A 25234-nucleotide genomic window follows, 5' to 3' on the forward strand; every position below is an offset into this window, starting at 1 on the left:
AGATACGGAAGTGATGTGGCGCACTTTTCCGGCTTTTCGGGGAAGGCGGGAACAAATCTACGTGGGCTGTAGTTGACCATTTCGACAAGCTTGAGCGCCCTCGGCTCAACTTCAAGTTGACTCCCGGCCACGGTCGGAGGCAAACTTGAGCGGAGGACGCTCACCAAGCGAAAAACTCGCGGTCATGTTCGAGATCAACCACTCGGGCAGAGAACCGCAGAACGAAAGGTAGGAACACTATGGCTCGTGCAGTCGGTATCGATCTCGGTACGACCAACTCGGTAGTTGCAGTGCTGGAGGGCGGCGAGCCCGTAGTGGTCGCCAACGCCGAAGGCTCACGTACCACCCCCTCGGTGGTCGCATTTGCCAAGAACGGCGAGGTTCTCGTCGGTCAGCCCGCGAAGAACCAGGCAGTCACGAACGTCGACCGCACCCTCCGCTCCGTCAAGCGCCACATCGGCACTGACTGGAACGTGGAAATCGACGGCAAGAAGTACACGCCGCAGGAAATCAGCGCCCGCACGCTCATGAAGCTCAAGCGTGACGCGGAGGCTTACCTCGGCGAAGACATCACCGACGCCGTCATCACCGTCCCCGCGTACTTCGAGGACGCACAGCGTCAGGCAACCAAGGAAGCCGGCCAGATCGCCGGCCTCAACGTCCTTCGTATCGTCAACGAGCCCACCGCGGCTGCACTGGCATACGGACTCGACAAGGGTGACACCGAGCAGACCATTCTGGTCTTCGACCTCGGTGGCGGCACCTTCGACGTCTCCCTGCTCGAAATCGGCGACGGTGTCGTCGAGGTTCGCGCAACCTCCGGTGACAACCACCTCGGTGGCGACGACTGGGACGAGCGCGTCGTCGCTTGGCTGGTCGACAAGTTCAAGGCTCAGAACGGCATCGATCTGACCAAGGACAAGATGGCCCTGCAGCGTCTGCGTGAGGCTGCGGAGAAGGCGAAGATCGAGCTCTCCAGCTCGCAGAGCACCTCCATCAACCTCCCGTACATCACGGTCGACGCGGACAAGAACCCGCTCTTCCTGGACGAGCAGCTCACCCGCAGCGAGTTCCAGAAGATCACCTCGGACCTGCTCGATCGCACTCGTGCGCCGTTCCAGGCAGTGATCAAGGACAGCGGAATCGCCGTCAAGGACATCGACCATGTCGTGCTCGTCGGTGGCTCCACCCGTATGCCGGCCGTCTCCGATCTGGTTCGTGAACTGACCGGTGGCCGTGAGCCCAACAAGGGCGTCAACCCGGACGAGGTCGTCGCCGTCGGCGCCGCACTCCAGGCCGGTGTGCTCAAGGGTGAGGTCAAGGACGTTCTGCTCCTCGACGTCACGCCGCTTTCCCTCGGCATCGAAACCAAGGGTGGCGTGATGACCAAGCTCATCGAGCGCAACACCACGATCCCCACGAAGCGTTCCGAGACCTTCACGACCGCTGACGACAACCAGCCTTCGGTGCAGATCCAGGTCTTCCAGGGTGAGCGCGAAATCGCTTCGCACAACAAGCTGCTCGGCTCCTTCGAGCTCACCGATCTGCCGCCCGCCCCGCGTGGCGTTCCGCAGATCGAGGTCACCTTCGACATCGACGCCAACGGCATCGTGCACGTGACGGCGAAGGACAAGGGCACCGGCAAGGAAAACACGATCAAGATCCAGGACGGCTCCGGTCTGTCCAAGGAAGAGATCGAGCGCATGGTCAAGGATGCCGAGGCTCACGCCGAGGAAGACAAGGCCCGTCGCGAAGAGGCAGAGGTTCGCAACCAGGCCGAGTCGCTGGTCCACCAGACGGAGAAGTTCGTCAAGGAGCAGCGTGAAGGTGAGAACGCGGGCAAGGTCTCCGAGGAGATCCTGACCAAGGTCGAGGCAGCGGTCAAGGACGTCAACGACGCCCTGGCAGGCACCGACATCGCTGCAGTGAAGACCGCAGTGGAGAAGCTGGGCACCGAGTCGCAGGCTCTGGGCCAGGCCATCTACGAGGCTTCCGCTGCAAACGAGGCCGGAAACACCGACGGCGCAGGCAATGACGACGACGTCGTCGACGCCGAGGTTGTCGACGAGCCCACCGACTCGGACAAGAAGTGACCTCGGACAACCCCGAGAACAACCCGGTCGACCCCGAGACCGGTGCACAGGGAGAGGCGGCGGGGGAATCCCTGCCGCCGCTCGACTCGGAAGACACAGGGGTAGTTCAGGAAGCAGAGTCGATCGTGGAGGAAGCATCCGCCACCGATCAGCTCGCCGAACGGACTGCGGATCTGCAGCGACTTCAGGCGGAGTTCACCAACTACCGTCGTCGCGTCGAGCGTGACAAGCAGGTCATCAAGGAAACCGCGCGGGCTTCGGTCATCACCGAGCTCATCGGAATTCTCGACGACCTGGATCGCGCTCGGGCACACGGTGACCTCGAATCGGGTCCACTGCGTGCACTCGCAGACAAACTCAACACGACTCTGACGGGTCTGGGTTTGACCGACTTCGGTAGCGAGGGTGACGATTTCGATCCCGCACTCCACGAAGCGGTGCAACATGAAGGCGAAGGCCACGACCCGGTACTCGGGACGGTCATGCGCAAGGGATACAAGCTCGGCGACCGGGTCCTTCGGACCGCAATGGTGGCCGTGACGGACCGGGTAGGCGACAAGCCTGCAGACGGTTCAGAACAAGAAGCGAAGTAAGAGTGAGAGGAGGAGACGCCCAGTGAGTCAACGGGAGTGGATCGAGAAGGACTTCTACAAGGAGCTGGGCGTCTCGTCCACCGCGACGGCCGACGAAATCAAGAAGGCGTATCGCAAGCTGGCTCGGGATCTTCATCCCGACGCCAACCCTGACGATGCGAAGGCCGAAGAGCGTTTCAAGTCCGTCAGTGAAGCTCATGCCGTTCTGTCTGATCCGGACAAGCGCAAGGAGTACGACGAGGCTCGGCGCCTCTTTGCCAGCGGCGGCTTCGGCCCCCGCGCGCAGGGCGGCGGCGGATTCAACCCCGGCGCTGGTGGTTTCGACATCAACGACCTGTTCGGCGGCGGGGCCGGTGGGCAGGACTCGGGTCTCGGAGACATCTTCGGCGGATTGTTCAACCGCGGGGGAGCGGGCCAGCGAACAGCTGCGCCCAACCGCCCGCGTCGAGGCAAGGATCTCGAGACCGAGACGACGCTCGCCTTTCGTGAAGCAGCGCTCGGTGTCACCGTCCCTCTTCGTCTGACCAGCCCTACGTCGTGCACCACGTGTCACGGCAGCGGCGCAAAGCCAGGCACCAGCCCGCGAGTGTGCCCACATTGCAACGGAACCGGCGTGGTCAGCCGGAACCAGGGCGCCTTCGGATTCAGTGAGCCGTGTGACGATTGCCGGGGAACCGGCTCGATCATCGACTCGCCGTGTGAAGACTGCCACGGTAGCGGCGTCACCAATCGCACACGGACCATCACGGTTCGCGTGCCTGCCGGTGTGAGCGACGGTCAGAAGATCAGACTCAAGGGCAAGGGCGAAGCGGGACTCCGCGGCGCTCCGGCCGGCGACCTGTTCGTCAACATCCGCGTCAAGCCGGACAGTGTCTTCGGACGCAACGGCGACGACCTGACACTGACGGTTCCGGTGAGCTACGGCGAGCTGGTGCTGGGAACGACACTGTCCGTGCCGACTTTGGAAGGCCGTGTCGGAGTGAAGGTTCCGGCTGGAACGGTGGACGGACGCATTCTGCGAGTTCGCGGACGCGGTATCCCCAAGCGGCCGGACGGTGCCGGTGACCTTCTGGTCACGGTCAAGGTATCCGTTCCGCAGAAGTTGGACGACCCGGCGATCGAAGCGCTGAAAACCTATCTCGAAGCCGAGAAGGCGAGCGGGTTCGATCCACGGGCCGGGTGGGCCGGTGCATGATGACAGAGCGACCGCAGAATCAATGGGATGCGACGGTCGATCCTGACGCTCAGATCTTCGTGATCTCGGTGGCAGCCGAGTTGGCCGGAATGCACGCGCAGACTTTGCGTAACTACGACCGACTCGGGTTGGTCACCCCGCATCGAACCACCGGTGGCGGACGACGCTACTCCCCGCGCGATGTTGCGCTTCTTCGTGAAGTACAACGGCTTTCGCAGGACGAGGGAGTCAACCTTGCCGGAATCAAACGAATCATCGAACTGACCAACCAGGTCGAGGCTCTGCAGCATCGCGTCCGCGAATTGGCCGAGGAGATCGCGAAAGTCCATGCGGGCTATCGCCGGGATCTCGTGCCGATTCCGCGCAACAACGCGTTGGTGGTCTGGAAGCCCCGCAACCAGCGATAGTCGGACCTTTACACAAACGGCTCCACGCCCTGTCGGATTCATTTCGTCGAATCCGCCAGGGCGTGGAGCCGTTTCGGCGTTTCCACCCAGCGGGAAGAGATCTGTCGACGCCGCCTCAATGTGCATAGCGTCCGCTTCCATGACTCCACTTTTCAGCGTTTGACGTTATCCAGATCACATTCTATGCTCCATCCCAAGCAACTGCTTGCTAGATCATCAAGCGGGTGCTTGGTTGGCTGGTGCTCGAAATCAGGCACGTCCACCGGCCGATCATTCTTTCGTCAGGTATTCGCCTGACGTTCGGTGCATACATGTGTTCTAGGAGTGCAGACATGAATCGTCGGCCCATTCTTGTTGCGGCAGTTGCCGTGACGGCTCTGGCTCTTGCAGGGTGCAGTGGTTCTTCGGAGTCCGACGGAGGTGCGGACTCGCCCTACCGTGTGCTGCTGACCGGCGGGATCAGTGCACAGGGAGTCCTCGCGGCTAATTCGCAGACCTCGCTGCTCGCCACCAAGGCGGGCGTTCAGGTCCAGAACGAAGCCGGGGGGATCGGTGGCCGTCAGATCGAGCTCACTACGGTGGACGACGCGGGTGACGCAACCATCGCCGTCACCAAGCTGCGCGAAGCCATCAATTCGGGGAACAAGCCTGACCTCTACCTGAACTCGGGTCCGTCGTCGATCGCGGCTGCGGTTCTGCCGATCCTCAAGCAGAACAACATTCTCTCGATGAGCATGGCTCCCTCGCCCGATTCGACGGACCCCTCGAAGTTCCCGCTCAACTTCGATCTGGCTCCGGGTGCGACCGATACCGCTCGCGGAATTTCCGAGTACGCGAAGTCCAAGGGTTACAGCAGCGTCGGAGTCTTGCACGGCAGCACCGCTTACGGTGAGCTGTTCGGCGAAGAAATGACCAGTGCTTTGCAATCCGCAGGTCTGAAGGCCGCCGGTAACGAGGAGTACGACGCCGCCGCTTTGGACATGACGGCGCAGTTGCAGTCGCTCAAGAATTCGGGTGCCGCGGCAATCGCCTTGGATGCGTACGGCGCTCCTCTCGGATACGTGTTGCAAAGCCTCGAGCGACTCGGCTGGGACGTGCCGCTGGTCGGAAACACCTCGGTGTCTGCCACCAACCTGATCGCGAATGATCCGCCGGCCGGTGTGCTCGGCACCCCGCAGGTGAAGAACCTGGTGACGCAGGTGTTCAGCAGCACGGTGTTCGATCCGAACAACGCACTCGTCAACACGATGGTGGACACGATGGCTTCGCTGGGCTCCATCCCGTCGACGCTGATCCTCGCAGACAACTACGACGCTTTCCCCCTCGTCGCGGCGGCAGCGGAGAAGGTCGGCAGTTCGACCGATCCGAAGAAGCTCGCCGAAGCACTGGAAACCACTGAGGTCCAGGAGAATGCCAAGACCGCATTCCTCTCGCGCTACAACTTCAGCTCCGACAACCACGGCCCGAACCCGGACACCAGCGAGCTGAAGTTCATCAGTCCGACGAAGATCCTCAACGGTCAGTTCGGAAACCCGGCTGCGTCATGACCATTCTGTGGTCCGGGTTGGCGCTCGGCGCGGTCTACGTGCTGGTTGCCATCGGGTACAACATCGTTTTCGTTTCCTCCAACACATTCAACTTCGCTCAAGCTCAGCTGATGATGGTGGGCACCTTTGTCGCCTACACGGGTCTGGTGACCCTGAAACTCCCCGTTCTCGTGGTGGCCGTCATGGCTACCGTGACCGTGATGCTCCTCGCCTCGGTCGAGGAGATCGTCGCGATCAGACCGGTGGCCGATCACCAGAACCAGTTGGTCACGACGTTGGGTGTCGCAACTCTGCTCAACGGCGCCACTCAATTGATCTGGGGTAGTGAACCTCTCACGGTTCCGTTCTTCGGATCGAACGAACCGATCACCCTGCTCGGCGGCCGTACCTACCCGGTCGAGATCGCTCTGCTGGTTGCGGCGATCGCACTGGTCGTCGGGTTGAGTTACGTCTCGAAGAAAACGATGACGGGTCTGGCTCTGATCGGCATCTCCGAGGATCGTGAAGCGGCGATGCTGCGAGGAGTCAACGTACGACGGTTGGCACTGGGAGCGTTTGCCTTCTCGGGTGCCTTGGCCGGTGTCCTCGGACTCTTCGTCGGCCCCAAGACGTTTGCAGTTGCGACGTTGGGTGCAGCGTTGGCCCTCAAGGGATTCGTGGCGTTGGCGATCGGCGGGTTCGGCTCTCTGCCTGGCGCTTTGATCGGCGGTCTGACCGTCGGCCTGGTGGAATCGTTCACCGCTCTGTGGGCGGGAAGTCAGTACAGCAATATCGCCGTCTTCACGGTGCTGATCGTCATCTTGATGGTCAAACCGGCTGGACTGTTCGGCAATGTCCGAGAACGGGTGGTGTGAGATGGTAAGTGCGTGGCGGACTTTCCGTTCCCTACCGAGCTGGATCATCCCACTCGTCCTGGCCGTGGTGATCCTGCTGCTGCCCGTGATGGGACTCGACCTGTCGACATCACGTCAGATTCAATTGGCCTGCATCCTGGCACTTGTGGTCAGTGGCCTGAACTTGAGCCTCGGCTTTGCCGGTGAACTGGCACTCGGCCAGGCAGCGATGTACGCGGCCGGTGCCTACACCGCGGGTCTGATGTCCCAGGCAGGTCACACCGACATTCTGCTTCAGCTTGCTGCCTCCGGAGCAGTGGCACTGGCGGTCGGAATCCTGACCGGTGTTCCCGGTCTGCGCCTGGGCAACTGGTCCCTGGCGATGACGTCGTTCTTCCTGGTTCTGCTGGTACCTGACGTACTGGCGATCTTCGGTGGCAAGACCGGCGGCCGAAACGGCCTCACCGGTATGGAGCCGCCGACGTTCTTCGGTTCCGAACTCGACACCCAGCAGTACTACATGGTGGTCGTCGTCGTGACCGTGCTCTGGTTCGCGGTGATGCGTAACCTGGTGGTCTCGCGGCACGGCATCGCGTTCCGCACGCTCAAGCAGTCGCCGGTTCTGGCGTCGTCGCAGGGTGTATCGGTGTACCGGATGAAGCTGCTCGGTTATGCCATCGGTGCGTTCCCCGCCGGTCTGGCGGGTGCGCTGTTCGCCAACACCGACCTGTTCATCTCGCCGGAAGCCTTCGGGTTCACCTTTGCCACAGCAGTTCTGGCGGCGTCGATCCTCGGCGGTGCGGCAAGTGTGTACGGCGCCGTGGTCGGTGCCGCGATCATGCAGCTCGGTCCCAACCAGTCGACGGCGTTCCAGGAGTATTCGCTGATCTTCTACGGCGGCTTCCTGATCATCGGCGGTGTGCTTCTCTCCGGGGGTTTGACCAAGGTCGGGCGAGCGATCGTCTCGAAACTCGATCGCAAGGCCGGCCTGGGCGTAGTCACCGCAAAGGAAAACAGCGGTGGGACACCGGAACTGGCGCCGATCAACGGAGCACGGTTGGTGGTCGACGGAGTGTCCAAAGCGTTCGGTGGCAACCAGGCGCTCAATGCGGCAACCCTGACCGCAGAGGCCGGTAAGGTCACCGCGTTGATCGGGCCCAACGGTTCGGGTAAGACGACCATGCTCAACATGATCTGCGGCTTCTACACCGCAGATGCGGGCGTGATCACGATCGGTGACACGGTGGTCTCGCAGTCGTCGCCGCACAAGGTGGCGCGCGTGGGTGTGGCGCGCACGTTCCAAACTCCGACGATTCCGGAAAACATCACGGTTCTGGAAGCTGTTGCATCCGGACGTTATTCGGTGCACCGAGCGTCGATGGCGTCGGCTGTGCTTCGCCTGCCCAGCTTCCGCAGGATCGCGAAGGCCGACATCGTCGAGGCCGAGCGTGTCCTCGAACTCGTGGGGATGTCGCACTTGCGCAACGAGATCGCGACGTCGCTGCCCCTGGGGATGCGTCGCATGCTCGAGGTTGCTCGCGCCGTCATCGCCGAACCGAGGGTCGTCCTCTTCGACGAGGTGGCATCCGGACTCGACGAGGACGAACTCGAACGCCTGGCAGATCTGATCCGGGTACTGCGAGATGCCGGGGCGACAGTGGTGTTGGTGGAGCACAACTTCCGCCTCGTCCTCTCGCTGGCCGACGAGATAGTCGTGCTGGCGCAAGGGCAGGTGATCGCCACCGGCGATGCGGCAACCATCGAACATCACCCACGCGTGTTGAGCGAGTACCTCGGAGTCAAGTCCGGCGACGAAGAAGCACTTCTCGAAGAAATCGGCGCGGTAGACCATCAGACCAGTGAGGTGAAGTGATGGAACCGATTCTGAAGGTCCGAAACTTGCAGACCGGGTACGGCGATCTGCGCGTCGTCTGGGATGTCTCGTTCGACGTCTATCCCGGTCAGGTGACCGCCCTGCTCGGACGCAACGGCGCAGGCAAGACGAGCACGCTCCGTGCCCTGTCCGGCCTCAACAAGGTGGCCTCCGGAACCGTCGAGATGGACGGCGCCGACATCACCGGAGTCCCCGCGCACAAACGGGTACGACAGGGGATGGCGTACGTGCAGGAGGGCAAGCGGGTCTTCCACAAGCAGACCGTCGAGCAGAACCTCCTGCTGGGCGGGTACACCCGCAAGGCAAAGCGCGGCGAGCTTATGGAATCCGTCGAATCGATGTACGAGATGTTTCCGATCCTGGGGGAGAAGCGTTCGCTTCCCGCCGGTTCCATGTCGGGCGGTCAGCAGCAGATGCTCGCGATCGGCGCAGCGCTGATGGCGCAGCCGAGGTTGCTCCTTCTCGACGAACCTTCGGGCGGTCTCGCTCCCGTGATCGTCGGTGAGGTGATGGACCGCGTCCAACAACTCAAGGAAACCGGCCTGGCTGTTCTGCTGGTCGAGCAGGCAGTCGAGGCCGCGATGAGCGTCGCCGATCATGTGACGGTCCTCGACATCGGCAAGGTGGTTCTCGACGCCGATGCCAAGGACATCGACGACCTGGCAGTGCTCAAGGATGCGTATTTCGGACGCGTCTGAACGGCAATGACGGCTTCAGCCCGGCCTCCTCGGCCGGGCTGAAGCCGTTTCCCGCTCCGTGGCACGGGCCCTAGCCGGCTCGGGGCCATCGATCTACCGTCCTGCAAACAACTCCCGCGAGAGGCAAACTCGATGACCACTGCTCCCGACGTGCTCGCCCCGGCGAAGCTCGGCCCGGTGACCCTTCGAAATCGAATCATCAAGTCCGCGACATTCGAAGGCAAAACTCCCGACGCCCTGGTCACCGACGAGCTGATCGAGTTCCATCGTCGCCCAGCCGCCGGCGGAGTCGGGATGTCCACCGTCGCGTATTGCGCCGTCGCACCGGAAGGGCGCACCGAATACGGCCAGCTCTGGATGCGGCCCGATGCCCTCCCCGGGCTTCGGCGGCTCACCGATGCCATTCACGCCGAAGGTGCTGCTGCGTCGGCGCAGCTCGGCCATGCCGGTCCCGTGGCGAATCAGAAGTCGACCGGACTGCCCGCGCTGGCACCGTCGAGTTCGTTCAATCCGTTGAGCATGAGGATGATTCGCACTGCCACGACAGCGGACATCACCAGAATTGCGGCGGCGCACGGGAGCGCTGCGCGACTTGCCGTCGAGGCAGGATTCGACGCCGTCGAGATCCACTTCGGTCACAACTATTTCGCGAGCTCGTTCCTGAGCCCGAAACTCAACCGTCGTAAGGACTCCTACGGCGGATCGCTGGAGAACCGGGCTCGCGTCGTACTCGAAACTGCACGCAGTGTGCGCGATGCCGTCGGTGACAAGATCGCGATCTTGGCCAAGCTGAACATGGACGACGGTGTGCCAGGCGGATTCTGGGTGGACGAAGCAATCCAGGTGGCGCAGTGGCTCGAAGCATCCGGAAGCGTCGACGCGCTCGAGTTGACGATGGGCAGTTCACTGCTCAACCCGATGTACCTGTTCAAGGGCGATGCGCCGATCCGCGAGTTCGCCGCCGCGATGCCGCAACCTGTTCGACTCGGTGTGCAGTTGGTGGGTAAGAGCATGTTGCATACCTATCCGTACAAGCCGTTGTTCATGCTGGAAGAGGCTCGGCAGATTCGTGCTGCGGTGAAGTTGCCGCTCGTGCTGCTTGGGGGTGTCACGGACAAAGCGGGCATGGATACCGCAATGGCGGAAGGGTTCGAGTTCGTCGCCATGGCACGGGCGCTGCTCAGAGAACCGGATCTGATCAATCGGATCGCGGCCGAATCCGATACCCAATCACTGTGCATCCACTGCAACAAGTGCATGCCCACGATCTTCAGTGGCGCCCGCTGCGTGTTGGTCGAACGCGTCTGAGCTGGTCAGCGCACACCACGTCCCGACATCCATGCGGATACCGGGTCGTGGGCCGTATCGGATGAAGTTCGTGGTCGCATCAACGCTTGGTTCAGTTCTGCGTGAAGACGTCGTAGGAGGCGTTCATCGTGGGGTAGCCGGTGGCCATGTAGTCGGTGAGGATGACGTGCGTCGGGTCGCCGATGATGCGAGTCCCGTCGAGGGTGGGGTTGCCGACGTAGTTGTTGGCAGCCATGACCGTCTGGACGCCGTCGGCGACGTTGTAGGTGACGTCGACACCGATACCGCGGGGATCGTTGCTGTAGGCGGTGACGATTTCGGTGGTGTGCGGGGCCAGGTAGGAGCGGGGGCCGTTGATCCACTGTCCGTAGGGGTTGGACGCGCTGTCCAGCAGCATCGGGTTGTCGGTGTTGTTGGTGATGGTCATGGCAACCGTCGGGCCGTCGGTGGGCATGGTGCCGGCGTTGGCGATCGCTGCGGTTCCCAGTGCGGTTCCGCCGACAGCGAGGGCGATTGCGGTGACTGCTACGAAGCGAGTGGTGTTGGTACGCATGATGTCTGCTCCTGGGATGGTGTGTGGTTGCCGTTCTCGGCGATGAATCAATCTTGTCGCGAATGAGTGCTGCAGTATGTCCGCCGACGGGGCCGTGGCGGGGTTGAATCTCTTGTCCCCCGATCGGGGGAGGCGTAAGTGCTCGCATTGCTGGTACGGGCGTGAGAAAGTGAGCAATGCGCGAAGGCACGAAGCCGCTGGCCGGCAAGGTTTCCGTGGTGGTCGGCGACGACCACCCACTGTTCCGTGAGGGCGTGGTTCGGGCTCTGACCGGCAGTGACGGCATCGACGTCCTGGGCGAGGCCGACGACGGCGCAGCAGCGCTCGCAATGATCCGCGAACTACGCCCGCAGGTCGCGCTGCTCGACTTCCGGATGCCGCACCTGGATGGAACTCAGGTCGCCGCCGCAGTCGTTCGAGACGAGCTTCCGACGCGTGTGCTTCTGCTCAGCGCTCACGACGAATCGTCTGTCGTGTACCAGGCCCTGCAAGCCGGTGCTGCCGGATTCCTGCCGAAGGAATCCACTCGCGCCGAGATCGTGAGTGCCGTGCTCGACTGTGCTGCGGGACGAGATGTGTTGCCGCCCAGTATCGCCGCCGGATTGGTAGGAGAGGTTCGGCGTCGTAGTGAACCGTCCGGTCCGACGCTCAGCGCCCGCGAACGTGAGGTTCTCGGATTGATCGCGCAGGGCGCCAGCATCCCGGTCATCGCCTCACAACTCTTTCTTGCGCCCTCCACCGTCAAAACTCACGTGCAGCGCCTCTACGAGAAACTCGGAGTCAACGATCGAGGCGCCGCCGTCGCCGCTGCAATGCGGCAGGGATTGTTGGAGTGAGCAAGCGTCACCGAAGCACGTACGTGACGTTCATGGCCGGGTAACCCGAGGTCATCGTCACCGTGACGTCGTGGCTGTCGGGGGCGTACGTACCTCCGGCATCCGCCCTGGTCTTCGAGTTGGTAGCACTGAAGACAAACACCCCACCGTCGTCGGAGCGGTACGTGAGCACGATGGGGAAGTCGTTCTGGTTCTTGCTCGTGGCCACAACGTTCACGTTCATGTTGGGGAGGATGTAGTCCGCCGGCGGGACGACCCAGTCGCCGTTCGGGTTGGATGCGTCGACCAGATACAGGGCCCCGCGACCCGAATTGCTGATCATCGCCGTCGTGACGGATGTGTCGGTCATCGACTTCACCGTGTTCGCACCGGCGGAGCGGGCAACCAGAGCTGCCATGCTGAGGCCGGAGAAGGAAAGTGCTTCAGGTCGAATTGTGTTGGTGCTCATCATGTTCTCCTCGATTTGTCGGTCTTGGTGACCGTGTGTTTCTGTGATGAGACAACTATGGCCCCGAAATCCCTTCGGGTCTGTCCACCTACGGGTCCGAGTGCTGGACGACATCGCTGTCCCCCGATCGGTGGACACAGCGCTCTCCGCCCACCCAGTGTCATGGGGTGGAGGCTTCGCCCACCCAGTGTCATGGGGTGGAGGCTTCGCCCACCCAGCGTCATGGGGTGGAGGCTCCGCCCACCCAGCGGGAGAACCTGTTCCTCTACCATTCAACCCACTCGTAGCGTGGCCACCATGACCGATCCTGACTTCTCCACCGCACCACTCGACGTCGTAGTCATCGGCGCCGGCGTCGCCGGCATGTACGCCATGCACCGACTTCGCGAGCAGGGGCTGCGTGTCCACGGCTTCGAGGCGGGCTCCGGAGTGGGCGGCACGTGGTACTTCAACCGCTACCCGGGCGCACGCTGCGATGTCGAGAGTTTCGACTACTCCTACTCGTTCTCCGAAGAGTTGCAACAGGATTGGGACTGGAGCGAGAAGTACGCCGCGCAGCCGGAGATCCTGTCCTACCTCGATCACGTCGCCGATCGCTTCGACCTACGCAGTGGGTTCACTTTCGATACCCGTGTCCTGAGCGCACAGTTCGACGAGGACTCGTCGACGTGGCGAGTGCACACCGACGGTGGTCATGACGTCACCTCGCGGTTCGTGGTGTGCGCCACGGGCAGCCTCTCGACCGCGAACGTTCCGAACATTGCAGGTCGCGAGACTTTCGGCGGTGAGGTCTTCCACACCGGCTTCTGGCCGCACGAGGGCGTCGATTTCACCGGCAAGCGAGTGGGAGTGATCGGCACCGGATCGTCGGGCATCCAGTCCGTTCCGTTGATCGCCGAGCAGGCCGATCACCTCTTCGTGTTCCAGCGGTCCGCGAATTACAGTGTGCCGGCGGGAAACACGCCTCTCGATGACAAACGACGCGCAGAGATCAAGGCCGACTACGCCGAGCGTCGAGCGCTGTCCAAGCGCAGTGGCGGTGGATCTCCGTTCGTTTCGGATCCTCGCAGCGCGCTCGAGGTGTCCGAGGCCGAGAGGAACGCGGCCTACGAGGAGCGGTGGAAGCTCGGCGGTGTTCTGTTCGCCAAAACCTTCGCAGACCAGACCAGCAACATCGACGCCAACGCGACGGCGGCCGCATTTGCCGAGGCCAAGATCAGATCGGTGGTCGAAGATCAGGCCATCGCCGACCTGCTGATCCCGAACGACCACCCCATCGGGACCAAGCGGATCGTGACGGACACCGACTACTACCAGAGCTACAACCGTGACAACGTGAGCCTGGTCGATCTCAAGAGCGCACCGATCGAGGCAATCGACGAGGCTGGGATCAAGACGACCGACTCGCACTACGAACTCGACGCATTGGTGTTCGCCACCGGCTTCGATGCGATGACCGGGGCACTCGATCGCATCGAGATCCGTGGCCGCAACGGCGAGACCTTGCGAGAGAACTGGCATGCGGGTCCGAGAACCTATCTTGGTTTGGGAGTTCACGGCTTCCCGAACTTGTTCATCGTCACCGGGCCGGGTAGCCCGAGTGTGCTGTCCAACATGATTCTCGCTGCCGAACAGCACGTCGACTGGATCGCCGACGCGATCAACCACCTCGATTCGGCGGGGATCGACACCATCGAGCCGAGTGCCGAAGCCGTGGACAACTGGCTCGAGGAGTGCTCACGCCGGGCGTCGGCAACATTGTTCCCATCCGCGAACTCCTGGTACATGGGAGCCAACATCCCGGGAAAGCCGAGGATATTCATGCCCTTCATCGGAGGCTTCGGTGTCTACTCCGACATCTGTGCAGACGTGGCAGCAGCGGGATACCGAGGCTTCGAACTGAACAGCGCGGTGCACGCATGAGCCGGCTGGAGGGCAAGCGGGTACTCGTGACGGGTGCTGCCGGAGGAATGGGACGCTCACACTGTGAGCGGCTCGCCGAGGAAGGCGCGTCCGTGATCGCGTTGGATGTCGAACAGGCACAATCGGGGTTGGCGGAAACCGCTCAGGCAGTGCGTGATCGAGGCGGTATCGCGGTCACCGGTGTGGCGGATATTCGGGACTTCGACGGTCTGGCCGCCGTCGTGGCCGAGTGCGTTACCGAACTCGGCGGGTTGGACGTCGTGGTCGCGAATGCAGGCGTCTACGACACGCCGGGACCGTCGTGGACCATCGATCCTGCAGTGTGGAACCGCTCGCTGGACGTCAATCTGACCGGCGCGTGGCACACCGTCAAGGCCTGCGTTCCGCACTTCGGCGACGGTGGATCCGTCGTTCTGGTCAGCTCGACAGCGGGAATCAAAGGTATTGCCGGCGCAAGTCATTACAGCGCAGCCAAGCATGCCGTGGTGGGCCTGGCCAGAACGCTGGCCAACGAGTTGGGGGCGCAGAGTATCCGCGTCAACTCCGTGCATCCGGGTTCGGTACGTACCCCGATGATCATCAACGAGCGAGTGTTCGCGAACCTGTGCCCGGACATCGAGAATCCCACCGAAGCAGACGCTGCTGCAGTGCTCAGCGCTCGCAACTTGCTGCCCGTTCCCTGGGTCGATCCGGTGGACGTCGGTAATGCGGTCCTGTTTCTCGCATCCGCGGAGTCCCGCTACATGACCGGCTGTCAGTTGGTTGTCGACGCCGGCCTGACCCAGAAAGTGTGAATTGATGACTTCTCGATTGGAAGGCAAGATCGCGCTGATCACGGGTGCGGCACGAGGAATCGGGCGGGCTCAGGCCGTGCGTTTTGCCGAAGAGGGCGCGGACATCATCGCGGTCGACGTGTGCACTTCGGTGGAAACCACAGTCACGCCGCCCGCGACGGAGGCCGATCTCGATGAGACAGTGGCGCAGATCCGGGCGCTGGGGCGAAAGGTCGAATCTGCGGTAGTGGACGTTCGGGATCTCGAGGCACTACGCAGTGCCGTGGACTCGGCCGTCGGAATGCTCGGTGGTCTCGACATCGTCTGCGCTACAGCTGGTATCACGTCCTCCGACGGGGCCCTGACCATGTCGGAAACGATGTGGCAGACCATGCTGGACGTCAATCTGACCGGCGTGTGGCACACCACGACCGTCGCGGCTCCGCACTTGATCGCGCGGGGCGGGGGATCGATGACACTCACAAGCTCCATCGCCGGACTTCGGGGGCTGGTCGGAGTCGCGCACTACACCGCAGCCAAGCATGGAGTCGTTGGTCTGATGCGTTCGCTGGCAAAGGAACTGGCTCCGCACAACGTACGCGTCAATACGGTCCATCCCACCAACGTCGACACCCTCATGATTCAAAACCCGTTGGTGCGCGGCAAGTTCTGCCCCGATCTCGAGAACCCGACGCGCGAAGAATTTGCTGCCGCAGCGATGACGATGAACATGCTCGCCATTCCGTGGATCGAACCGGTGGACGTAGCGAACGCTGCTCTGTTCCTGTCTTCCGACGAGGCTCGCTACATCACGTCGGTCGCCCTGCCGGTGGATGCAGGAAGTTCGTCCCGCTGAGGTTTCGAACAGCTGAAATCTTGAACAGCTGAGGTTTTGACACGCTGAGTTCCGCCACGGTGTGTAGCGTCGGTTTCACCTAACCGAAAGGCGTACACCGTGGCGGAACGGCGCTATCTGGAAGTCACCGTCGGGATCAACATCGTGATGGTCCTCGACCACCGCACGGTGGAGGTCTTCGACCGCACCGCCGCGAGCACGAGCGAAGTGGCTCGTTGGCATGTCGAACACATTGCGGTGAAGGCGAAACCGTCGAAGTCGGGACTGAAACTCACCATCGGGAACAGGCTCGCCGACGACTCGATCGCGGTAGCGGGTCCACGGGCATCGCTGACTGTTCCGCCGGAGAACGAGGCAGCCGTCATCGCGTTCTTCGACGAGGTCAAGGCTGCTCGGGTGTGAATCGGCAGAAGACCTTCGGCGCGGATGATTCGGGTTCTCTAGTCGAGCACGTCGTGCGCTGCCACGATAGCGTCCCGGTACGAATCCCGGTTTCATCCGGCGCAGAGGATTCATCTGCGTGACGATCGACCACAACTGACCAGCCACGTAATCGTGCGTGGCTAGTCAGTCGAAAGGCCGGCGATATCAAGCTTTACGCGCGGCGGCATGGGCCCCGGCGACACGGCCGAATGCGAAGGCGTCGGCAATGTGGAATCCGCCGTCCTTCGCCGCGCTGTAGGTGGAACTGACCGCGCCCGCGGCGTAGAGGCCAGGAATTGGATTGCGGGCAGTATCGAGTACGCGGGAATGACCGTCGCGGCGCGGCCCACCGCTACTCCATCCCAGCAGTGGCGACCCGGAGACGGCGTAGAACGGAGCGGTAGCCACCGGGGCCAAAGTTTCGGGATTGCGGCCGAACGAATGGTCGATGCCGTCCGCGCACGCCTCGTTGTAGCGTCGCACGCTCGTTTCCACGACTGTTGGGTCCAGTCCGAGTTTCTCGGCGAGTTCGGCGAGCGTGTCCGCCTTGAGGATCCATCCCTTGTCGATCTCGGCTTGATTGTCCGAGCTCCACTCGTACCCTTCGTCGAGAACCCTGTGGCCGACGGGCAGTGCGTCGCGGCCGGGGCTCAGCTGTCCGGCCAACCTCATCGTCTCGTCGAAGACGACGTTCATCGGTTGCACCGGAAAGTGTTGGTAGGAACCCTCTCTGAACACATGACCATGCCGCATTTCGGCTGACTCGTCGGTGAAGCGTCTACCTTCCCGGCTGAGGAACACATAGTTGTGCGCGTTCCACAGTGCGAGGAAGAATCCAGTCGGATTTTCGAGGTCGCCGGGAATTCCCGTAATGGTCATCATGTTGTTCATGTGCCACAGATCGGCGCCCACGGCCTGTGCCATGCGGTGACCGTCGCCGGTTGCCGATGGTGAGCCCCAGATCTTCGGATTCTCCAGACGCAAGTAGTCGCGCACCATCGTCGGATTTGCTTCGAATCCTCCGGTGGCAAGGATGACGCCCCGGCGTGCCTGGATCTGCGAAGTCTTTTCACCCGAACGGATCTCGACTCCGGTCACCGCTCCGGATTCATCCGTCAGCAGTCCGGTGGCTTCGGTGTCGAATAGTGTTGTGACGCCGCGTTCAGCGAGAGCGGAGACGAGGAACCGGTAGAGAAGTTCATTGCCCATCTTCCCTTCGACGGTGTCCATCCCTGCGTAACAAAAACTTCCGTCAAGTTCGGCGAACTCTGCCGCGGAATGGAAATCGCCGGTCATCGCTACAGTTGCACCCAGACTGCGGATCCAGTCGGACAGTCCGTGAGTGTTCTCGGCCCAGGCATCGATGACGTCCTCGGCAACGGGGAACTCCCCGTTCAACGAACGCAGGAAGGTTCGGGCGGCAGCGGGGTCCTGGTTGACGAACCATCCACTGCCGGACAGTCGAGTGTTGCCCCCCGCGGAATCAGGTCCGCTCTTTTCCAGAATCACGACCGATGCGCCGTCGGCGTGCGCTTGGAGCGCTGCGGCCGATCCGGCAGCGCCCGATCCGATGACGAGTACGTCGACAATGTTATCCATGTCACAGAAGGTATTGCGGAATGGTGGTGCGGCGAACCCACCTTCCCGATGAGCGAGAAAGCCAGTGGTCGGCGCCGCAGAGACGTCGCCCCGCAGGCACGTCGGGGGCCAGGCGAGGTAGCGGTTCAGTGCGTCGGGGGTGGCGCCAAAAGTGCGATATCGCGCTGTGACGTTTTCGAGACCCTAGCGTTATAGATGTGGTTGTGTCGGCGAAACCTGCCGGTGGCAGAGTTCGTCTGGAACGCAGTGACCGACACGGTTGGTTATCCGACGCACAGTGATTCATCGCTGATTCGGGCGGTGGGGCACGCCGAGTCCAGACAAGAGGCTTTCATGACTACGATCAACGAACGTTCTTCAGCTGCAAATGTTCTCGATCTCTTTGACAGCGCCGGCCGAGAAGGGCATCGGTACAGTATCGACGTGGAAAGCTACACCCCTTCGTATGCGGTACTGAGACTTGCCGGAGAATTGGACATGGGTCAGCGGGTGGAATTGGTGCACGCGCTCGACCGACTTCTCCTGGTCGGAACCGATATTCACGTCGATCTCTCCGGCGTGACCTTCATGTCGTCCGGAGTGGCGAATGCCGTTGTCGATGCTGCGGGGCGTGGCAACAACCGCATTCGCTTGTTTGCCCCGACGCGAGCGGTCTCCATGATCTTTCAGGCTCTCGGCGCCTCCGAACTCATTTCGGGCGTTGCCACGTCGACCGCTGATGCTCTCGGTGCTTGAGCCGGAAACAACTCCCACGAACGATGTGAAGTGAGCAGTGCTCGATACGCGTTGACTTGGTTTCTGGTCTGATCTGCGTGTCGATGTGCACTTTGCGGCGCGGGGTCAGGTTGTCGTCACCGGGTTGCGCCGAGATTTGCGGTAGTCTCGTTCGGTGTCGAGCAGCCGGCGCTGCCATCGACGCGTCCGGCCGCATGAACGCTTGGTGGTCCCGACTCGTAGTGAAGAGCCACACCATGGCGTATGACACCAGCAACGGTTCGACATCGTTGAATTCTCCGATCACCCAGTTCTCCGATGTGATTGGTCTGGAAGTAAGCATGCAGTTCGCACCGATACGCCGCCTCGACGACCACGCACTTGCAGGCGCCGAGTTGCAATTGCGTGGGCCTGACAATTCCTCTCTGTGTTCGGCGCATGCCCTTCGTCGCGCCTCGCAATTGATGCAGCAACGCTCGGAATTCGACAGTCACAAACTGGCCATGTCCCGTACTGCACTCGCATGCACCGTCGCGGATCGCCTGCCGTTGCTGGTGGCAGTCGACTCGGCTTCCCGAGCAGCTCTGAACGCTCCTGGTGTCGAAGGAGCGACGAGAAATCTGCAACGGATCGTCATCACGGTTGACAGCGCATCGGTGCTTACCGATCCCCACAACTCTCTGGCAGTGATCAGAGAAGCCCGCGCGGGCGGGCGTCTGATTGCACTCGACGGCGTCGGCATCGACAGGCACTCGGCGACACTTCTGTCTTTGGTCGAACCCGACATCATTATCACTTCCGCTGAATTACTTTCCAAGGCAGCATATTTCGAAGTCGGAACGACGGTGCACGCGCTCGGCGCCTACGTCGAGCGATCGAACGCGATTATCCTTGCCGAGGGTGTCGACTCGGAATCGTCCCGTCTTGCCGCAATCACCATCGGAGCCACATACGGAACGGGTGAGTTGTATCCCGCAGTCGACGATCCGAGTTCACTGTTGTCCGAACCGGTCGTCGCGATGCCCGACAGTCCGGTGTGGAGTGATCCCATCCCCGAGGTGGGCACTCCCTACTCGATCGTGTCTGCTCACAGCCGGATCCGGCGCGGTACCAAGCGTCTGTTGATCCAACTGAGCAAGTCCCTCGAAGCGCAAGCCGCCACATCGGGTTCCTCGATGCTTGTTCTGGGCACCTTTCAACAAGCCGAGCATTTCACCGCATCCACAACAGCACGGTGGCGTCACCTCGCCAACACCGTAGGGTTTGCCGGTGTCTACGGTGTCGGACTGTCCGTGATGCTCGACGGTAAAGTTCAACACGCACCGCTCGACCCGGGTGATGATCTCGTCAACGAGTGGACGGTCGTCACTCTGGGACCACACCATGCGGCGATGCTGTCGGCGCGAGATCTTCATGACAACGGTCCAGACCTCGAGCGGACCTTCGACTTCGTGCAAACCTACGATCGCACCACCGTCACCCAGGCAGCGCACTCTATTCTTCGTCGTTACCCCACGACGAATTCGTGAACCCCGTACCGATGTTCTCGACGTTCGCCGCGAGCGCTGCCCGACCGGCGATCGTGGCTAAGGAGTGGCCGGGCGCCGCGCAGCACGTCTCTTTGCTGCAGAGTTGAGTAGATACCTTTCGGCCACCGTGTAGTCCGTGACGGTTGCGCCATCCGGCGCTGTGGTGTGGGTGAGCAGTTCGAGATAGCGGCGACGGAAGACATGGGCGTCGGATTCTGCGAGTAGGAACTCCGCCGCTGCGACGACCTCTGGTTTCGGAGCAGCGCGTGCATGCCGGTTTCGGGCGGGCCGAGTGCTCATGTTTTCCTCTGGATTTCGAAAGCGTCTGTGCCGGTAGTCATGTGCGGGTTGATCTTGACGTCGGTTCGGTCGCTACCGGTCATGAGAAGTCGTGAGTGGTTTCAGATCGATCGGCTGTCCGTCGGAGGGGAACGGCAAGGACATGTAGTTGAGAGGGGCGGTGTAGCCGGGCGCGACCTGCCAATCGAAGCGTGTGAGCAGGTGGTGCATGATCGCTTTGATTTCGACGCCGGCGAAGTGCATGCCGAGGCATTTGTGCACGCCTCCACCGAACGGTTCCCAGGCATACCGGTGCACCTTGTCTTCACGTCGGTGGTCCGCGAAACGTTCGGGATCGAAATGTTCGGGGTCGGGCCAGTACTGCGGCATGTGGTGAGTGAAATGTGGCACCACTGACACGTAGGTCCCAGCGGGTACGAAGTGGTCCTGAATCTGGGTGTCACACACCGCTCGGCGAGCCATGACCGGCACGGGAGCGACGAGTCGGAGGCATTCTTTCATCACCAGGTCCAAGCCTGCGAGTTGGTCGAGTTCGGCATAGCTCGGCGTCGACGTACTCAGTGCGAGTGATTCCGCCCGACATCTGTTCTGCCACTGAGGATTCTGGCCGAGATATTGCATCATTGTCGAGATGGTGATGGTGGAGGTGTCATGTGCGGCCATCAGCAGGAAGATCATGTGGTCGATCACCTCGCCGTCGCTGAAGCGCTGTCCGGTGTCTGATTCGATGTGACAGAGAACGGAAAACAGGTCGTCGGTTTCGCGTGAACGGCGCGCAGGTAGGTAGCGGCGGAAGAAGTTTTCGAGGGTTCGGCGCCCGTCGAGGCCGCGCTTCCATCTGGTGCCGGGAACTCGATAACGGATCACCGAGGTTGCAGCTTGCACGCAATCGACGAAAGCTTTTTTCACAGAGTCGATTTCGTTGTCAGTGGTCCCTTCCGCGCCGCCCATGAAGATGTCGGTCGCGAGGTTGAGTGTGAGAGCTTTGAGAGCGGTGTAGGCGCGGAAGCCATCGGACGGAGTCCAGGCGTCGAGCGCGGAGGCGATCGCGGGATTCAGCACGTCCACGGTCTTTTCGAGACGCGATCTCGTGAAGGCTTGTTGCATGATGCGTCGTTGTCGTAGGTGCTCTTCGGAGTCGAGAAGCATCAGACCCCCGTGGAAGAAGGGGCCGATGAGCACTGACCAACCGTCGCTGTTGACAAAAGCGCGGTCCTTGTTCTGGAGAACTTCTTGGCATGCGTCGGGTCCGAGGGCTGCGACCCACCGTCTACCGGCCATCGAGAACCACGAGACCTCGCCGTAACGATCCCAGCGTTTTTGCATCAGAGCGAGAGGGTCGCGGATGTATTCGAAAGTTTGCCCTATTCCGGGTAGTCCCGAATTGCCTGAGATGGGACGCAACTGCGACCGGATGGGTGGAGCGGCCAGGATTTTCGACATCACGTACCTGCCTTCCGTTTGCATCTGACAGTGGCGCCTGTCAGATGGGGGTAGTCTGCGTCACAGTCGCGTTGTCTGTCAAGATCGACTCATGGCTTCTCCCACACCCCGTCGATATGCCGGTCTGAGTGGTGAGCAGCGGGCCGCGCTTCGGCGTGAAAGCTTGCTCGCAGCAGGACTGGACGTGTTTGCAGCCGCGGGCAGGCAGGGTGCCACCATGACCGCCATCTGTGCGCATGCCAAGCTGACAGAGCGATATTTCTACGAGAGTTTCACCAGCAGGGACGAACTCCTCCAGCAGGTTTTCGACGGAATCGTCGACGAGGTGCGCGTGGCCGGAATGGCTGCACTCCGAACGACCGATGGGACACGGGAGGAGCGCGTGCGGAGCGCCATTGCTTCGTTCGTCAACATCCTGACGGACGATCCTCGAAAAGGGCGTGTCGCGATGGTCGAGTCGGTGGCTTACGAGCCGCTGCGCACTCACAGGCGGGGAGCGCTGCGTGGGTTCGCGCAGATGGTGGCCGACGAGGCTGCGCTCTTGTACGGCGATCGAGCTTGGCCTCCCCATCAGGGTGAGATCAACGGATTACTGTTCGTGGGCGGCCTGGCCGAATTGGTGACGGCCTGGCTCAACGGCGAAATCGACATCACGCCCGCTGAGATCGTGGATGCCGCAACCTTCCAATTCACATCCACAGCGCACCGATGAAACGCGGGGCCGGCGATGCGGACTGCCAACTCCAGTGGGCGGCATGTGTCGTGATTCGAGGCAGTTTCGGGTCTGAATTGTCGATGACACTGTCCGCGCGGGTCCAGGGCTCTGCAGCCGCGAAGTACAGACGTTGGCCGCCGACATAACGGTTCATCGACGGGTGTTCCGGATCCGCGTTCGTTCCGTCGCGAAGGTTCATTCGCTCGGCGGTGATCTCGAAGGGCACGTCGAGAAAGATCGAATAGTCCCATCGGGAAGCAAATTCGTCCCGATGCAGAAAGAGTCCCTCGACGAGGACCACGGCTCCGTCGGCTGCATGCAAGTACGCGTCGCTGTCCCGTCGTGGTCGGTACTCGCGGTCACCTCCCGGTCTCAGAGGGGCGAGAACATGACGCTCGAGGGCGTCGTAGTCGTAGCTGTCGAGCCAGAAGCCTTCCGGTGACAGCCGACCTCTGCGATGGCGAATCTCCGGCGGATTGAGGAAGTCGTCGACGTGAATCACAATGGCGGGGCGTTCATTCAGCTGTGCTGCAAGACTTTTCGTGAATGTCGTCTTGCCGCTCCCGTCGACGCCGTCGATCGCGACGACGGGAGAGCCGCGCAGCGCGTTTATTTCGGCGGCCAAGGTCTCGAAGACCGTCTTGGTGCTCATCGAGCAGTTCTTCCCGCGCTCGTAGCGACGCGAAGAGGCCCGGTGTCGTACAGGATTCGGTGGCCGTCTTCGAGGACGCGTCGAGTGCCCGCGTCGAGCGGAAGGTCGGCCCAGCTCTCGCTCGCGAAATTCAGTTCGACGAGAAGACCGGACCGTAGGCGGAAGCGTCGTTCTCGGACTGGCCCCCAGTTGGCGGCTCTGATGAATCGCGCGTCGGGGCGGAGCCGGTCGAACCAGTCTTCATTTGCGAGCGCGTTCGCGTCGTCGGCCAGGATCATCAGATCAAGATCACTCGCCATACGCTCCGCGCCGCGCGCGTAGGACCCGACCAGCGCTACAGCTTTGACGTCATCGTGCTCAGCGGCCCATCGTTCGACGTCGACGAGCAGCGCGTTCACCGCACGTCTTCGTCCCTTCAACCTTGCTGACATACCGGCATCATTCCCCATCGCCACCCTTCTCCGTAGCTTCGCCGGGGCCTCTATCCTGGAACTGTCGGTGACAAGCCAGGGGAGGGATGCGTATGTCCAAGGAAGTATCGGCGGGTCTGGCTGTTGGTGCGATGGTTCTTGTTGCAGGCTTGATCTGGACTGGATTTCCCCTCGACACGTATTCGATTGTCGCCGTGATCTTTGCAATGTGCGGTGGATTCATCACTTGGATCTACGTACGCGCAAATGAAGAGAGCACCGGAGACGCTGCGACGAAAGAAAGAAATCAATGAAGACGATCATCGTGTGTACCTCTGTCTCCCATGGCAATACGAAGCTGATCGCCGACGTCATCGGAGAAGTTCTCGATGCTCGCGTGGTCGAGCCCGGTGACATCGACGCCGCGCAGCTCGCCGACTACGACCTGGTGGGGTTCGGCTCCGGCATCTACCTACGCTCGTACCACGCAGATTTACGCTCGTTCGTCGAGGCACTCCCCGAAGAACGGCGATCCAAGGCTTTTGTCTTCGCCACCAGTGGTTTTCCTGACAAGGGGATTCATCGCTTCTCGCGTCCACTGGTTCAGTTGCTCGAACAGAAGGGCTTCGATGTGGTCGCAGCCTTCTCGTCCCGTGCGTGGGATACCTATCTCCCGTTCAAGCCGTTCGGCGGTATCCGGAAGGGGCGGCCGAACGCCGACGACTTGGAATCGGCGCGCATGTTCGCCGAAATGCTACGCGGAAGCGTTCAGGACAGCTTGCCCGGCACCGGGTAGCTGCGCAGGCTCATCTCCAGCTCACCGGCGTCGGCAAGGTCGTTGATCGTCTGGCGCAGAGCGCCACACGTCCGTTGAGCGTTGGCACGGCTGTTCACGCGACCCAACTCCGGGCACACTTCCTGCGACTCTTCGAGCCATTGGACGCTGGTGTGCGCTTCGCTGTACTTCTCGACGAGGACGCGATTTCCGCAGTTGCGGCAACTGACCTGACGCATCAGCGTGCAATCAGATCGGCCGGTGACCAGAAGGCGCGCATGCTCGTGATCTTGGCGTCCTCGTCGAAAGTCATGACGTCGATCGGTTCGACCTCGTAGACCTGATCGCCCACCGGTGTGACGACGCGGAAGTGGAAGGCCGCGCTGGATCCGCTCACCCGCAAGGTAAGCAGTTCCGTCTCTTGCGAACCTCCCTCGAGAGCGCCGTAGAACTCGGTGATCGCGGCCTTGCCGACGCGGGGTTCGCTGCCGACCGGGTCTTCGAGCGTCGCGTTCTCGGCGTAGAGGGCGGCGATGTCCGCTGACGATCCGCGAGCCACGGCGTCGAGGTAGGTGGTAACCGTCGCCGTGATCGCGGCCGTGGTGTCTGGTTCGAGAGTGGTCATCGAGTTAGTCCGATCAGTCGAGAAGTTCAGGGTCTGACAACTACTTCGGACGCTATCGGTGCGGGCTCGATTCGGCGCCGGCATCTCCCACG

The 25234-nt window shown here is 61.9% G+C and carries 28 protein-coding genes; 19 read left to right on the plus strand and 9 right to left on the minus strand.

What is annotated here, in order from left to right; all coding sequences use genetic code 11:
* Window positions 1-239: 239 nt before the first annotated feature.
* The 9 genes from dnaK (at window position 240) to ACBG85_RS06750 (ending at window position 10568) form a co-directional block, all read left to right on the plus strand.
* The gene (gene dnaK, locus ACBG85_RS06710; protein ID WP_003944365.1) at window positions 240-2093 is read left to right on the plus strand and encodes a molecular chaperone DnaK; all 1854 of its coding nucleotides are present in this window, start codon (window positions 240-242) and stop codon (window positions 2091-2093) included.
* Window positions 2090-2686, plus strand: coding sequence for a nucleotide exchange factor GrpE (grpE, locus tag ACBG85_RS06715; protein ID WP_003944430.1), 597 nt, complete (start codon window positions 2090-2092; stop codon window positions 2684-2686). Before dnaK ends, grpE begins: the two co-directional genes overlap by 4 nt.
* Before the next feature lie 22 nt (window positions 2687-2708).
* Window positions 2709-3881: a molecular chaperone DnaJ gene (gene dnaJ, locus ACBG85_RS06720; protein ID WP_003944329.1), complete on the plus strand. Its 1173-nt coding sequence runs from the start codon at window positions 2709-2711 to the stop codon at window positions 3879-3881.
* On the plus strand, window positions 3878-4288 hold the full coding sequence (locus tag ACBG85_RS06725; protein WP_003944355.1) for a heat shock protein transcriptional repressor HspR: 411 nt from the start codon (window positions 3878-3880) through the stop codon (window positions 4286-4288). The genes dnaJ and ACBG85_RS06725 overlap by 4 nt, the downstream gene beginning before the upstream one ends.
* A gap of 332 nt (window positions 4289-4620) precedes the next feature.
* Window positions 4621-5835, plus strand: a complete 1215-nt coding sequence (locus tag ACBG85_RS06730) for an ABC transporter substrate-binding protein (protein WP_007726702.1) — start codon at window positions 4621-4623, stop codon at window positions 5833-5835.
* Window positions 5832-6689, plus strand: a complete 858-nt coding sequence (locus ACBG85_RS06735; protein WP_007726703.1) for a branched-chain amino acid ABC transporter permease — start codon at window positions 5832-5834, stop codon at window positions 6687-6689. Before ACBG85_RS06730 ends, ACBG85_RS06735 begins: the two co-directional genes overlap by 4 nt.
* Before the next feature lies 1 nt (window position 6690).
* The gene (locus tag ACBG85_RS06740; protein WP_054781170.1) at window positions 6691-8541 is read left to right on the plus strand and encodes an ATP-binding cassette domain-containing protein; all 1851 of its coding nucleotides are present in this window, start codon (window positions 6691-6693) and stop codon (window positions 8539-8541) included.
* Window positions 8541-9260: an ABC transporter ATP-binding protein gene (locus ACBG85_RS06745; RefSeq protein WP_003944438.1), complete on the plus strand. Its 720-nt coding sequence runs from the start codon at window positions 8541-8543 to the stop codon at window positions 9258-9260. The genes ACBG85_RS06740 and ACBG85_RS06745 overlap by 1 nt, the downstream gene beginning before the upstream one ends.
* Window positions 9261-9392: 132 nt before the next feature.
* The gene (locus ACBG85_RS06750; protein ID WP_042452220.1) at window positions 9393-10568 is read left to right on the plus strand and encodes an NADH:flavin oxidoreductase; all 1176 of its coding nucleotides are present in this window, start codon (window positions 9393-9395) and stop codon (window positions 10566-10568) included.
* A 91-nt stretch (window positions 10569-10659) separates the two neighbouring features.
* Here ACBG85_RS06750 and ACBG85_RS06755 read toward each other — a convergent pair whose 3' ends face one another.
* A complete protein-coding gene (locus ACBG85_RS06755) occupies window positions 10660-11121 on the minus strand; it encodes a hypothetical protein (protein ID WP_372026649.1) in 462 nt (153 codons plus the stop codon).
* Window positions 11122-11297: 176 nt separating this feature from the next.
* Here ACBG85_RS06755 and ACBG85_RS06760 point away from each other — a divergent pair, with 176 nt between their 5' ends.
* Entirely contained in the window at window positions 11298-11957 is a 660-nt protein-coding gene (locus tag ACBG85_RS06760) for a response regulator transcription factor (RefSeq protein WP_063314849.1), read from the plus strand.
* A 7-nt stretch (window positions 11958-11964) separates the two neighbouring features.
* Here the strand turns inward: ACBG85_RS06760 and ACBG85_RS06765 are convergent, their stop codons facing one another.
* Entirely contained in the window at window positions 11965-12405 is a 441-nt protein-coding gene (locus tag ACBG85_RS06765; protein ID WP_047269511.1) for a hypothetical protein, read from the minus strand.
* Window positions 12406-12702: 297 nt separating this feature from the next.
* Here ACBG85_RS06765 and ACBG85_RS06770 point away from each other — a divergent pair, with 297 nt between their 5' ends.
* From ACBG85_RS06770 to ACBG85_RS06785, 4 genes are all read left to right on the plus strand, one after another.
* On the plus strand, window positions 12703-14328 hold the full coding sequence (locus tag ACBG85_RS06770) for an NAD(P)/FAD-dependent oxidoreductase (RefSeq protein ID WP_007726712.1): 1626 nt from the start codon (window positions 12703-12705) through the stop codon (window positions 14326-14328).
* Window positions 14325-15122 (plus strand): mycofactocin-coupled SDR family oxidoreductase, encoded by a 798-nt coding sequence (locus ACBG85_RS06775; RefSeq protein ID WP_372026653.1) that lies wholly within the window; start codon window positions 14325-14327, stop codon window positions 15120-15122. The genes ACBG85_RS06770 and ACBG85_RS06775 overlap by 4 nt, the downstream gene beginning before the upstream one ends.
* A gap of 4 nt (window positions 15123-15126) precedes the next feature.
* The gene (locus tag ACBG85_RS06780) at window positions 15127-15957 is read left to right on the plus strand and encodes a mycofactocin-coupled SDR family oxidoreductase (RefSeq protein ID WP_372026655.1); all 831 of its coding nucleotides are present in this window, start codon (window positions 15127-15129) and stop codon (window positions 15955-15957) included.
* A gap of 99 nt (window positions 15958-16056) precedes the next feature.
* Window positions 16057-16359 (plus strand): hypothetical protein, encoded by a 303-nt coding sequence (locus tag ACBG85_RS06785; protein ID WP_042452216.1) that lies wholly within the window; start codon window positions 16057-16059, stop codon window positions 16357-16359.
* 186 nt (window positions 16360-16545) lie between these two features.
* Here the strand turns inward: ACBG85_RS06785 and ACBG85_RS06790 are convergent, their stop codons facing one another.
* Window positions 16546-17979 carry an FAD-dependent oxidoreductase gene (locus ACBG85_RS06790; protein ID WP_372026657.1) on the minus strand — a complete coding sequence of 478 codons (1434 nt, stop codon included), beginning with the start codon at window positions 17977-17979 and terminating at the stop codon, window positions 16546-16548.
* A 423-nt stretch (window positions 17980-18402) separates the two neighbouring features.
* On the opposite strand from ACBG85_RS06790, the gene ACBG85_RS06795 reads away from it, so the two are divergent.
* Together ACBG85_RS06795 and ACBG85_RS06800 are read left to right on the plus strand one after the other, a co-directional pair.
* Window positions 18403-18714 carry an STAS domain-containing protein gene (locus ACBG85_RS06795; RefSeq protein WP_231917223.1) on the plus strand — a complete coding sequence of 104 codons (312 nt, stop codon included), beginning with the start codon at window positions 18403-18405 and terminating at the stop codon, window positions 18712-18714.
* A 320-nt stretch (window positions 18715-19034) separates the two neighbouring features.
* Window positions 19035-20222: a DICT sensory domain-containing protein gene (locus ACBG85_RS06800; RefSeq protein ID WP_372026660.1), complete on the plus strand. Its 1188-nt coding sequence runs from the start codon at window positions 19035-19037 to the stop codon at window positions 20220-20222.
* A 57-nt stretch (window positions 20223-20279) separates the two neighbouring features.
* Here the strand turns inward: ACBG85_RS06800 and ACBG85_RS06805 are convergent, their stop codons facing one another.
* Together ACBG85_RS06805 and ACBG85_RS06810 are read right to left on the minus strand one after the other, a co-directional pair.
* Window positions 20280-20522 (minus strand): hypothetical protein, encoded by a 243-nt coding sequence (locus ACBG85_RS06805; RefSeq protein ID WP_042452212.1) that lies wholly within the window; start codon window positions 20520-20522, stop codon window positions 20280-20282.
* Between the two features lie 72 nt (window positions 20523-20594).
* Entirely contained in the window at window positions 20595-21965 is a 1371-nt protein-coding gene (locus ACBG85_RS06810) for a cytochrome P450 (RefSeq protein WP_007726721.1), read from the minus strand.
* Between the two features lie 91 nt (window positions 21966-22056).
* On the opposite strand from ACBG85_RS06810, the gene ACBG85_RS06815 reads away from it, so the two are divergent.
* Window positions 22057-22677 carry a TetR/AcrR family transcriptional regulator gene (locus tag ACBG85_RS06815; protein WP_039972697.1) on the plus strand — a complete coding sequence of 207 codons (621 nt, stop codon included), beginning with the start codon at window positions 22057-22059 and terminating at the stop codon, window positions 22675-22677.
* On the opposite strand, the gene ACBG85_RS06820 is transcribed toward ACBG85_RS06815, so the two are convergent.
* Both ACBG85_RS06820 and ACBG85_RS06825 read right to left on the minus strand, forming a co-directional pair.
* Window positions 22655-23332: an AAA family ATPase gene (locus tag ACBG85_RS06820; protein ID WP_075832510.1), complete on the minus strand. Its 678-nt coding sequence runs from the start codon at window positions 23330-23332 to the stop codon at window positions 22655-22657. The two genes, ACBG85_RS06815 and ACBG85_RS06820, sit on opposite strands and share 23 nt — an antisense overlap.
* Window positions 23329-23763 (minus strand): nucleotidyltransferase domain-containing protein, encoded by a 435-nt coding sequence (locus ACBG85_RS06825; protein WP_037131485.1) that lies wholly within the window; start codon window positions 23761-23763, stop codon window positions 23329-23331. The genes ACBG85_RS06820 and ACBG85_RS06825 overlap by 4 nt, the downstream gene beginning before the upstream one ends.
* A gap of 92 nt (window positions 23764-23855) precedes the next feature.
* On the opposite strand from ACBG85_RS06825, the gene ACBG85_RS06830 reads away from it, so the two are divergent.
* Both ACBG85_RS06830 and ACBG85_RS06835 read left to right on the plus strand, forming a co-directional pair.
* Window positions 23856-24056, plus strand: a complete 201-nt coding sequence (locus tag ACBG85_RS06830) for a hypothetical protein (protein ID WP_054825584.1) — start codon at window positions 23856-23858, stop codon at window positions 24054-24056.
* The gene (locus tag ACBG85_RS06835; protein ID WP_007726729.1) at window positions 24053-24538 is read left to right on the plus strand and encodes a flavodoxin family protein; all 486 of its coding nucleotides are present in this window, start codon (window positions 24053-24055) and stop codon (window positions 24536-24538) included. Before ACBG85_RS06830 ends, ACBG85_RS06835 begins: the two co-directional genes overlap by 4 nt.
* Here ACBG85_RS06835 and ACBG85_RS06840 read toward each other — a convergent pair.
* Together ACBG85_RS06840 and ACBG85_RS06845 are read right to left on the minus strand one after the other, a co-directional pair.
* On the minus strand, window positions 24511-24756 hold the full coding sequence (locus ACBG85_RS06840) for a hypothetical protein (RefSeq protein ID WP_003944366.1): 246 nt from the start codon (window positions 24754-24756) through the stop codon (window positions 24511-24513). The genes ACBG85_RS06835 and ACBG85_RS06840 overlap by 28 nt on opposite strands.
* Window positions 24756-25142 carry a nuclear transport factor 2 family protein gene (locus tag ACBG85_RS06845; protein ID WP_003944423.1) on the minus strand — a complete coding sequence of 129 codons (387 nt, stop codon included), beginning with the start codon at window positions 25140-25142 and terminating at the stop codon, window positions 24756-24758. The genes ACBG85_RS06840 and ACBG85_RS06845 overlap by 1 nt, the downstream gene beginning before the upstream one ends.
* Window positions 25143-25234 lie beyond the last annotated feature (92 nt).

Origin of the sequence: Rhodococcus sp. NyZ502 (assembly GCF_041464245.1) — a bacterium.
GTDB classification, from domain to species: Bacteria; Actinomycetota; Actinomycetes; order Mycobacteriales; family Mycobacteriaceae; genus Rhodococcus_F; species Rhodococcus_F qingshengii.